The sequence below is a fragment of the Methanosaeta sp. UBA356 genome, assembly GCF_002496465.1.
In the GTDB taxonomy this organism is placed as follows: Archaea; Halobacteriota; Methanosarcinia; order Methanotrichales; family Methanotrichaceae; genus Methanothrix; species Methanothrix soehngenii.
Map to the genome: position 1 here is coordinate 1 of NZ_DAKC01000090.1, position 9,693 is coordinate 9,693.

10 protein-coding genes are annotated in these 9,693 nt (G+C 55.8%); 5 read left to right on the forward strand and 5 right to left on the reverse strand.

The window, feature by feature from the left end; all coding sequences use genetic code 11:
• From BP727_RS08425 to BP727_RS08435, 3 genes are all read right to left on the reverse strand, one after another.
• Window positions 1-1,277: DUF460 domain-containing protein (locus BP727_RS08425; RefSeq protein WP_286858291.1), on the reverse strand; the 1,277-nt coding region annotated here is incomplete at its 3' end.
• Window positions 1,274-2,143 carry an RIO1 family regulatory kinase/ATPase gene (locus BP727_RS08430; RefSeq protein ID WP_276619400.1) on the reverse strand — a complete coding sequence of 290 codons (870 nt, stop codon included), beginning with the start codon at window positions 2,141-2,143 and terminating at the stop codon, window positions 1,274-1,276. The genes BP727_RS08430 and BP727_RS08425, both read right to left, overlap by 4 nt.
• A gap of 25 nt (window positions 2,144-2,168) precedes the next feature.
• The gene (locus BP727_RS08435) at window positions 2,169-3,386 is read right to left on the reverse strand and encodes an isocitrate/isopropylmalate family dehydrogenase (protein ID WP_286858294.1); all 1,218 of its coding nucleotides are present in this window, start codon (window positions 3,384-3,386) and stop codon (window positions 2,169-2,171) included.
• Between the two features lie 276 nt (window positions 3,387-3,662).
• Between BP727_RS08435 and BP727_RS08440 the strand changes: the two genes are divergently transcribed.
• Window positions 3,663-4,928: a sugar phosphate nucleotidyltransferase gene (locus tag BP727_RS08440; RefSeq protein WP_013719055.1), complete on the forward strand. Its 1,266-nt coding sequence runs from the start codon at window positions 3,663-3,665 to the stop codon at window positions 4,926-4,928.
• A 4-nt stretch (window positions 4,929-4,932) separates the two neighbouring features.
• On the opposite strand, the gene BP727_RS08445 is transcribed toward BP727_RS08440, so the two are convergent.
• A complete protein-coding gene (locus BP727_RS08445; RefSeq protein ID WP_013719056.1) occupies window positions 4,933-5,169 on the reverse strand; it encodes a hypothetical protein in 237 nt (78 codons plus the stop codon).
• 111 nt (window positions 5,170-5,280) lie between these two features.
• Between BP727_RS08445 and BP727_RS08450 the strand changes: the two genes are divergently transcribed.
• Genes BP727_RS08450 through truA form a run of 3 tightly spaced genes read left to right on the forward strand, consistent with a single transcriptional unit; the run spans window position 5,281 to window position 8,065 of the window.
• Window positions 5,281-5,859: a uracil-DNA glycosylase gene (locus BP727_RS08450; protein WP_013719057.1), complete on the forward strand. Its 579-nt coding sequence runs from the start codon at window positions 5,281-5,283 to the stop codon at window positions 5,857-5,859.
• Window positions 5,860-5,904: 45 nt separating this feature from the next.
• On the forward strand, window positions 5,905-7,194 hold the full coding sequence (locus tag BP727_RS08455; protein ID WP_013719058.1) for a 3-isopropylmalate dehydratase large subunit: 1,290 nt from the start codon (window positions 5,905-5,907) through the stop codon (window positions 7,192-7,194).
• 55 nt (window positions 7,195-7,249) lie between these two features.
• Window positions 7,250-8,065, forward strand: a complete 816-nt coding sequence (gene truA / locus BP727_RS08460; protein ID WP_013719059.1) for a tRNA pseudouridine(38-40) synthase TruA — start codon at window positions 7,250-7,252, stop codon at window positions 8,063-8,065.
• Between the two features lie 314 nt (window positions 8,066-8,379).
• Here truA and BP727_RS08465 read toward each other — a convergent pair whose 3' ends face one another.
• Entirely contained in the window at window positions 8,380-8,814 is a 435-nt protein-coding gene (locus tag BP727_RS08465) for a flavodoxin domain-containing protein (RefSeq protein ID WP_013719060.1), read from the reverse strand.
• A gap of 116 nt (window positions 8,815-8,930) precedes the next feature.
• Between BP727_RS08465 and BP727_RS08470 the strand changes: the two genes are divergently transcribed.
• On the forward strand, window positions 8,931-9,644 hold the full coding sequence (locus BP727_RS08470) for a class I SAM-dependent methyltransferase (RefSeq protein ID WP_157863687.1): 714 nt from the start codon (window positions 8,931-8,933) through the stop codon (window positions 9,642-9,644).
• Window positions 9,645-9,693: the final 49 nt, after the last annotated feature.

Below are 9,693 nucleotides of genomic sequence, written 5' to 3' on the forward strand. Positions count from 1 at the left end.
GTCTTCACCTGCTCGGATAGCTGCTGGATATGCTGCCGCAGGGCCGCAGTATCGGGATCTGGGGCGGGGGGCGCCGGGGCGGCTGGCCTTCCCTCCGCCGGGGGCGGATGGGAGAACTCGGCGATGGCGTTCTCAATGGAATAGCCCCGGACCACCAGTGCCTTGATCTCATCGGGATCGACCTCCGCCGGAGCCTTCTTCTCCACCTGGATGAACTTGTTCTTGTACTTCCTGAAGGCGGCCAGTGCAGCAGCCAGAGCATCCCTCTCATGGTCGTTCTTGTAGCCCAACTCCCTTCCCAGAGCTATCTTCTCCTCCCCGGCCATATCCGCCCCCGGGCTGAACAAGACGGCATTAAAGGCCCTCTTTACCTTCTCCACCGCCCCCGGCGTGGGCGAGACGTCGGTAGCCACAATCAGCGACCTTCCCCTGGCAGCTATCCACTCGATGACATCGGATGAGGACATAGCCCGGGAGCTGATCAGATCGACCAATTCCCCCCGCAGGTTCAGGGCGGCAATGCCGGTGGTGGTGCCTGGATCAAGGCCCACGATGATGTAGCCCCTGCGGTGCAGCAGCGGCTTGTACTGCAGAGCAGGCCTTTCGATGCTCTGCATCTTCAGCTGGGCATCTACCGAATAGCCAGGATTGATGTGCACCTTATCTCGGCTGGCCTCCACCACGAACTCCGCCCGGGTGAAACCACCCAGGCCCTCCACCGCCCGCAGAGAGTACTCCAAACCGGCTTCGCGAAGCTGCTTCTCCACCTCCCGCGCCAGGGCCATCACAGCTCCATGGATTTTTCTGGTGTAGCGATTCTGGCTCCAGCCGCCCCGACCCAATGACCGCCTCCGGCTCACCTTGATCAGAGTCTTGTCCTCAAAGGCGGAGACCACTGCCCCAACCCCCCTGGCCGCCAGCCTGGCCGAGGCCTCTGCCTCCTCCAGGGGCTTGGTGCGGTCGAAGGTGATGCCATTCCAGCGGGCCAGACGGACCAGGGACTCCGGCCGATCCCCGCCCGTCACCTGAACCAGTTTGGTCGAAGGGGGGAGACGGCGCAGGAGGTTGATCAGATCCTTGTGGCTCTGGGCCAGCTCATGGACGTTATCCATGGCCACCATCTCCGGCTGCCGCTCCCTGATCATCCGGATCAGCTTATGCCTGCTGATCATATGGTGAAGGGCAGTGGCATCCCCCTCCAGGATCACCAGTGAGTAGCTGGGATCCCTGCGGCTGCCTGGTGAGCCGCTGGCGATATCCACCCCGAAGATGCTCAAACCCTGTCCGCCTCCCGGACAACCGAGAGCGCCTCTTCCAGCGGCATATCGATGCGGTACTTTCTCTGGAAAAAGCGAAGCACATTGCCCAGATCCCTCTTAAGGAGTTCATCTGCATGAGGATGAGCGGCATCCACCGCCTGGGGCCAGTCGATGATCACCGGCCCGGAATCGGTGATCATGATGTTGAACTCGCTCAGGTCGGCATGGATTATCCCCTGACCCAGGGCCCGTCCAACCTCACCCAGGATCAACCTCAGCCCATCCTCGGGATCTTCCAGAGTGATCCTGTTTAAAAGTGGTCCGGGGACATACTCCATTGCCAGAGCATGCCGGCTGATGGCCACCGGCCGGGGGATGGAAACCTTCGAGTAGAGCTTTTCCATCACCTGATACTCCCGTCTGGCTGCCAGAGAGGCGGCATAAAGCCACGGGACCCGAGGCTTGTCCTTGAGGTGGTCGCGCAGGCGGCGGACGTGCTTGAAGCTGGTCCGTCCCTGGCGGTGGAACTTGATGGCTAAAGAGGCGTATCCCTGGGCCCCAAGGACAATAGACTCCTTGCCCACCCCTATCCGCTCTCCGATGCTTTTTACCTGATCGCGCCGGACGAAGTCATAGAGCGCTAAAAGGTCGTAGGAGTCGAAGTTTATCTGATAGCCCAGGTAATGCTGAGCCTCTCGCACCACCAGCTTTTTCTCAAAAAGATGCTGCAGGCGATACTCTGATTTGCTGGCGGAGAGGCCGGCAAGCTTAGATATTATAAAAGTGGGGACCCACTCGTGGGTCCTCATCCCGGTTTCAATCGCGCCCAGCAGAGAGAAATCCTCTCGGCTCAAGCCCAGAAATGCTTCTGCAACGTTTTCCACGAGCAATATTATGGAACCACTTCAGCTAAAGCTTTACCTCTCCAGAAGCCTGATATTTCTGCCAGCGATTCTGTAGATCTGGATCTTGAATAGTCTCGAGCACATAGTCTGCGTACTGGGCTCCAGTGGCACCATCCGGCCTGCCGGTGAGGCACATTCTCTTCTCGAACTGGCCGCAGATATCCAGCGCCATCTCCATCCGGCTGGCCTGATCTATGAAGCTGATGTGGCGCAGCATCATCACGCAGGCCCTCATCATGCTCGCCGGATCGGCATACTGCGCTCTGCCCTCGTCGACCATGCGCGGAGCTGAGCCGTGGATGGCCTCGAACATGGCATACCTCTTGCCGATATTGGCGCTTCCGGCGGTGCCCACTCCGCCCTGAAACTCCGCCGCCTCATCGGTGAGGATGTCCCCGTACAGGTTGGGCAGGACGATCACCTTGAAGTCGCGCCTCCGTTTCTCGTCCACCAGCTTTGCCGCCATTATATCCACGAACCAGTCATCGAACTGAATTTCCGGATACTCGCGGGCTACTCGCCGGGCTACCTCCAGGAACTTGCCGTCTGTGGTCTTGATCACATTGGCCTTGGTGACCGCAGAGACTCTATTGATACCATTCTTTTTGGCATACTCGAATGCCAGGCGCACGATTCGCTCCGCTCCCTGGCTGGTGATAACCTTGAAGTCCACTGCCAGGTCCTCAGTGACATTGAATCCTGAGCTGCCCAGGACATACTCGCCCTCGGTGTTCTCCCGGTAGAAGATCCAGTCGATGCCCTTCTCCGGCACCTTGACCGGCCGGACATTGGCGAAGAGGTCCAGCTCCCGGCGCATGGATACGTTGGCGCTCTCCAGGTTTGGCCATTTATCCCCTTTCTTGGGGGTGGTGAGGGGACCCTTTAGTATCACATGGCACTCCTTCAGCGCCGCCAGGGTCTCCTCGGGCAGGGCCTTCATCACTTTGACCCTCTCCTCGATGGTAAGGCCGGATATCCACCTCAGCTCGACCTTTCCAGACTGGATCTCATCTGCCAGGACGTACTCGAGCACCCGGACTGCCTCTTTGGTGATGAAGGGGCCAATGCCGTCTCCTCCTACCACCCCAATTATTATAGGCATAAGCCGGCTGTAGTCCGCCCAGTCCTCTCCTGCTTTCATCTGATCAACGCGCTTGAGCTGCTCGACGAGCAGTTCAGCGAAGTGCTCCTTCGCCCTCTCTATGGCCCCTGTATGATTCATGAATCGCACCTGATTGCTCTGGGTGGCGCACTTATGGCTGATCAATCTTTTTGTATGGCAATCAAATCTATAAACCAGAAATGACTGATTACCTGCCATGGATGTAATTACAATAGCCTTCTATGCTATTCTGTTCCTTATCGCTTTCATGATCGCCCGCATCATTATGAAGATCATGCGAGGGTACTGAATATAGAATGAAAGAGATAGAACAAATGCAACCGGTATGATTTGCGGGGATAGGTTTATCATTCCTGCCAGCTTCAATTATGGAGCATGTTTCCCCAGGTTCTAGCAACCGTCGGCGGCTCGGGGACGCGCCTTTATCCTTTGACCCTGGACCAGCCTAAGCCGTTGGTGGAGCTATGCGATACGGCCATAATTGCCAACCTCTTCCGGGTTTTGGCCAGCCAGGGCTGTCGCCGGTTCATTCTAGGCAGCAAGGGAGCGAGCAATACCCTCAACCTGAGCAACTATTTCAAGGCCGGTGAGGGCTTCTTCAAGCGTCTGGGAATCGCCGACCACCAGGATTTCAGCTATCAGCCGCTCTATGATGACGTAGGCAGTGCCGACTCTCTGCGCTATTGCATGAACTATTTTGATATAAAAGATGACCTTCTGGTGGTGTCGGGAGACAACCTTATCGATATCGATCTGTCAAGCATTGTCCAGTTCCATCAGTTGCATAAGCCGGTTCTGACCGTCGCCTTGAAGGAGATAGCACCGGGGGAGAGCATCTCATCTTATGGCGTAGCGCGGGTGGATGAGGATATGCGCATCAGCGGTTTCGTGGAGAAGCCAAAGCCAGGCAGCGAGCCCAGCCGGATGATAAACACCGCCTTTTATCTCTTCAGCCCCGAGGTCCGGGAGGTCCTGGCTAAGATGGGTGATAAGGCCAGGGATATAGGCGGCGATCTGATCCCCTACCTGACTGAGAACGGCTATCCTGTCTACGGCTTCCCCGTCGCAGGATACTGGATAGATATCGGCACGCCGGAAAGGCTGCATCAGGCGGCTATGGACTGCCTCTCCGGCCGGGTAAGGCACTTCGACCGCAAGTACCGTTACAAGACCAATCAGTGGATCCATCCCAGCACCCTGGCCAGGATCGAGCCGGATCTTGCTTCAGGGGATATCATATTGAAAGGGAATGTCTCCATAGGAAGAAACTGCCGCATAGAGAGGGGTGTGGTCATTGAGAACTCCCATATCGGCCATACCAGCCTCATCGACCGCGACGTTGAGATAAAGGATAGCATGGTGATGAGCTTTGCTCATATTATGCATTCAGTCATTATCAACAGAGCAATAGTGGGCCGCCACTGCATCTTAGAGGAGCATAGTGCTCTAGGATTGAATAATGGTGCGGAAGGGGGTGTTCCGGTTGTTGGCGAGAATGTGGTCCTCCCCTCAGAGTCGGTGGTGGCACCGGGGGTAAGGGTGGCCCTGCTCAAGTACAGCCATAGCATCCTGGCCACTGGTAGGTTCAATGAACTGGGAATTGATGAGAGAAATATCTACTTCAAAGAAAAGATCAGATGAAGCGCTAGTAATAGCGCTCCCAGGTATCGTCGATCTTTCTTATCTTATATTTCCGCCCGTTCTCCAGCAGATATCGATTCAGATCCTGCACATCATTGAAAAAGCGCTTATCCCGCAGGTTATTGTAGATATCTTCGGTGGTGAAGCCCTTCAGCTCCCCTTTGCCATAAACTATTCTCTCAATAGTATAATATATATCGTCAAACTTCCTCAGGGGATATGTCCACTCTGCGAACTGCATCAGTACCCTCCTCATCTGGCTAGAGGGCTTGAATAAATAAGAACCTTTCGTTGCGATTGATTTTTCATAGGGGAAGGATCGATGGAGAAGGGTTATCAATGACAAGCTTCAATGGCTGCCAGCATGTGCCCGCCAGACCTGATCCTGCTGCAGGAGAAGATCGCCTCCTGCGATCTTTGTCCTCTTTCTCTCAGCCGAAACCTCACTGTGCCCGGAAGCGGCCCATCCAAGGCCGAGATCATGCTGGTGGGAGAGGCCCCCGGTCGGGAGGAGGACCTAAAAGGACTGCCGTTCGTCGGCCGGGCGGGAAGGTTGCTGGACGAGGCTCTGAACGAGGCCGGCCTGAAAAGAGAGGATGTCTTCATAACCAGTGTCATCAAATGCCGTCCACCCCAGAACAGAAAGCCGAATAAAAAGGAGATCGAACTCTGCCTGCCCTATCTAGAGGATCAGATGGATGCCATCCGCCCCAGGATCATCTGCCTGATGGGGAACACTGCCATTCAAGCCGTCCTGGGAGTTGTGGGGGTTACTGTCCTGCGCGGCCGGATTCTGAGCGATCGCTTTCTTGTGACATATCATCCGGCGGCCGTCCTGAGAAACCGAAATCTGATGGCGGATTTCGTCTCCGACCTAAGAGAAGCAAAGATTCAGAGCCTCAAACTATCAAAGGACGCTTTTGCTGAATGAGGATGACCCGCGGCATGGCCGGGCTAAAGGTCAAGATTTATTATCATGAAGGGCAACAGAGTCACCATGAGCGGCCAAACCCTGTCTGAGAAGATATTATCCAGAGCGGCAAACAAAGAGGTAAAGGCGGGCGAGTTCGTCATGGCGAATGTAGATGGCGCCATGATTCATGATATAACCGGCCCCCTGGCAGTGAAGGGATTCTATGAGATTGCAGGCAGGGATGCCCGGGTCTGGGACCCAACCAGGATCGTTCTTCTCTTCGATCATCAGGTCCCGGCAGACAGCCTGAAGGCAGCAGAAAACCACATCCAGCTGCGCAAGTTTGCTGCCGAGCAGGATATTCTCAACTACGATATCTTCTGCGGCGTATGCCACCAGGTGATGCCTGAGAAAGGGCACGTGCTTCCTGGAAACGTGATTTTGGGCACCGATTCTCACACCTGTACCTATGGAGCCTTTGGGGCTTTTGCCACCGGCGTCGGCTCGACGGACATGGCCTCAGTCTTCGCCACCGGCAAGCTCTGGTTTATGGTGCCCAAGACCCTCCAGATAATGATCGAGGGCCAGCTGCCCTCCCGAGTAACATCAAAGGACGCCGTCCTGCGCATCATCGGCGATATAGGTGCCGACGGGGCCAACTATCTGGCCTGTGAGTTCCGGGGTGAGGCCGCGGAGAGGATGAGCATCCCTGAGAGGATGACGGTCTCCAACATGGCCATAGAGATGGGGGCCAAGGTGGGCATCTTCCCGGCGGACGGGACGACGAAGAGCTACCTGGAGGGACGAGTCCAGGATCGAGAGGCAATTGAGGCAGGATTCGTCAAGGGAGACGAGGATGCAGCATTCTCCCGGAGGGAGTGGAATGTATCCGATCTCGAGCCGCAGATCGCCATGCCCCATAATGTAGACAACGTCCTGCCCATCAGCCAGGTTCCCCAAACCCGGATCGATCAGGTATTCTTGGGCTCCTGCACCAACGGCCGATTCGAGGATCTGCAGCTTGCCAGCGAGATGATGAAGAATGAGCCCCTGGCCAAAGGAGTACGGATGATCGTGGTCCCCGCCAGCCGGGATGAGTACATGAAATGCTTGCGAGCCGGCCTGGTGGAGAGGTTCATGGAGGCGGGGGCGATGGTGGAGTCGCCCTGCTGCGGCCCCTGCATGGGAGGAAGCTTCGGCCTCCTGGGGGCAGGAGAGCGCTGTCTGGCCACCTCCAACCGCAACTTCGTGGGCAGGCAGGGAAGCCCCCAGGCCTTCGTTTACCTCTCTTCCCCCGCCACCGCAGGAGCGAGCGCCATTACCGGCTATATCACCGATCCCAGGGAGATCTGAGAGGGATCAAGGAATAGCCAGCCAATCCATCTTTTTTTTTCAGGATAAGATCAGGATGAAGGTCGCCCTCAAGCTCGCCTATCTGGGAGATAACTATTATGGATTTCAAAAGCAGCCCGACCGGGTGACTGTGGACAGCCAGGTCCGACGGGCGCTGGCCCAGATAGGGGTCATCCACGGCGACTTCTGCTATGCTGGCCGGACGGACCGGGGAGTCTCAGCTCTGGGCCAGGTGATCGACTTCTGGATAGATGAGGATAAAATCGATCTGACCAGGCCGCGGTGCGTGAACGGCAGGCTGCCCCGGGACATCTGGACCTGGGCATGGTCCATCGCCCCAGTGGGCTTTTCTGCCCGCTGGAATGCCCTTTGGCGGGAGTACCAGTATCTTCTCTGGCACCCCGGCCTGGACAGGGATCTAATGGAAGAGGCAGCGGATATGCTCTTGGGGGAGCACGATTTTCGAAACTTCTCCTCCGCCAAGGTGGGAACGGTAAAGAGGGTAGAGAAGCTGGAGATAAGAGAGAGAGACGGCCTTTTCATCTTCGACATCCGGGCAGACGGCTTTCTGTGGAATATGGTGCGAAAGATCGTGGGAGCCACCGAAAAGGTGGGCTCAGGCCAGAAGGATATGCGCTGGTTTAAGGATCTCCTCCGTCCCGAATTGAACCACGGCGCTCCTACCGCCCCAGCAGAGGGGCTGATTCTCATGGAAGTGGGCTACGATGGCTTGGACTGGCAAGTGGACCAGTATTCTCGGGCCCGGGCGGGCCGGATGCTGGCAGGGACGGTGCAGAAGAGGATGGCAGGGGCAATGGTAGCGCTGGAGCTGGAGAGGGCGATGGAGGTATGTCGCCCGGATGAGAGTTGAAGGGGTGAACTTGAATCGGAAAAACTCTATGTCTCCGTGCCTTCTGTGGTGAACCGCTATGCTCTGACCCAACCACAGAGACACAGAGGAACAAAAGGCCATTTTCCCTACCTTAAATCGCCCATATAGCGAAGAGCCGACTTAAAGAACTGCTAGGCCAAGGGGCAAGCCAGGAAGAGATGATAAAGCAGCTCAGCCGGCGGAAGGATGCAGCCTGAAGCTCTGGTGCCAGGAGCAAACAGTTGCAGGAGAATTGAATTATCTCCTGAGCCTCAGTGCATCCCGCATTCTTTCTCAGCCATCCGGGAAGGGACCTAATTTCCCAGTCCCGCAGCGATCGTTCTTCCCAGATGGAAGCACTTCTCAATATCCTCCTTGCCCGGGACCTGTATGGCTGTCGTCCCTGGCTCCACTACTCGCATGCCAAAGGATTTCATGCGGGCGATCAAGGTTACAACTCCCTCACCGCTCCACCCATGCGAGCCAAATGCCACTCCCACCTTCCCGTTCAAGTCGAGCTTTACCATCTCTTTTAAGAATGGATCCATCGACTTGATGAGCTTATAGTTATAAGTCGAGCCACCAAGAACGATTGCATCTGCGTCCGCTATATCATCTAAAGATGCATCATAGACTTCTTTCAGCAATACATCAGTCCCTTCGATGGTCATTGCCCCGCTGGCTATGGCCTCTGCCATTTTCTTTGTCCTTCCCATGCCTGTGGCGTAGATTATAGCTATCTTTGGCATTTCGATCCCCTTAGATAACCTATCCTGCATTTTATAACTAATTTTTGTTGAGCCACATTTTACATACTTTTAGATATGACAACCCATGCTCTATGCGAGCTTCAAAGGTGAACTCAATGCAAGAAGATAGACTACCTCCACCCGAATGGTGCTACCACGAGCCGGACCATCCCGGCATGGACTTCGATGCCATCGCCCCATCCTACGACCGAAATATGCAAAGGTTCAGAGACATCCAGGGGGAGATAGAGGAGATCCTATCATTCCTGGAGATCAAGCCCCATCATTCCTTGCTGGAAATAGGAACAGGCACTGGCGAGTTCGCCCTGGCCGCCGCCCGCCGTTGCGCCCGGGTCTATGCCATCGACATATCCCCGGGGATGCTCCAGTATGCCCGGGAAAAATCCCAGGGGCAGGGAATCTCCAACATCAGCTTCCTAGTCGGCGGCTTTCTCACCTACCACCACCATGACGGGCCGCTTGACGCCATCGTCAGCCAGATAGCCATGCACCACCTGCCAGATTTTTGGAAACAGATCGCATTGCTGAACATAGCCAGCATGCTGCGGCCGGGAGGAAGGCTCTGTCTGAGGGACATCGTCTATTCCTTCGATCCGGGCGACTATGAGAGGCAGATAGAGAGGTTCATATCTAAAACGATGGAGAAGGCTGGTCCTGGATTTGCCCAGAGTATGACCAGCCACATCAATAAGGAATTCTCCACCATGGACTGGATCATGCGCGGCTTGATCGAGAGGGCGGGCTTTGTGATCGAGAGAGAGGAACAAAAAGAGGGGTTCTTAGGCCTGTATCTATGCAAAAAGATATAGACATCGCAAAAATTGACGCGCGGGAAGCGGTAGCGTGCCATATCTGCTG

Coding starts and splice junctions, on each gene's coding strand:
- BP727_RS08435 (WP_286858294.1), bottom strand. CDS start 3,386: ATGAATCATACAGGGGCCATAGAGAGGGCGAAGGAGCACTTCGCTGAA.
- BP727_RS08440 (WP_013719055.1), top strand. CDS start 3,663: ATGTTTCCCCAGGTTCTAGCAACCGTCGGCGGCTCGGGGACGCGCCTT.
- BP727_RS08445 (WP_013719056.1), bottom strand. CDS start 5,169: ATGCAGTTCGCAGAGTGGACATATCCCCTGAGGAAGTTTGACGATATA.
- BP727_RS08450 (WP_013719057.1), top strand. CDS start 5,281: ATGGCTGCCAGCATGTGCCCGCCAGACCTGATCCTGCTGCAGGAGAAG.
- BP727_RS08455 (WP_013719058.1), top strand. CDS start 5,905: ATGAAGGGCAACAGAGTCACCATGAGCGGCCAAACCCTGTCTGAGAAG.
- truA (WP_013719059.1), top strand. CDS start 7,250: ATGAAGGTCGCCCTCAAGCTCGCCTATCTGGGAGATAACTATTATGGA.
- BP727_RS08465 (WP_013719060.1), bottom strand. CDS start 8,814: ATGCCAAAGATAGCTATAATCTACGCCACAGGCATGGGAAGGACAAAG.
- BP727_RS08470 (WP_157863687.1), top strand. CDS start 8,931: ATGCAAGAAGATAGACTACCTCCACCCGAATGGTGCTACCACGAGCCG.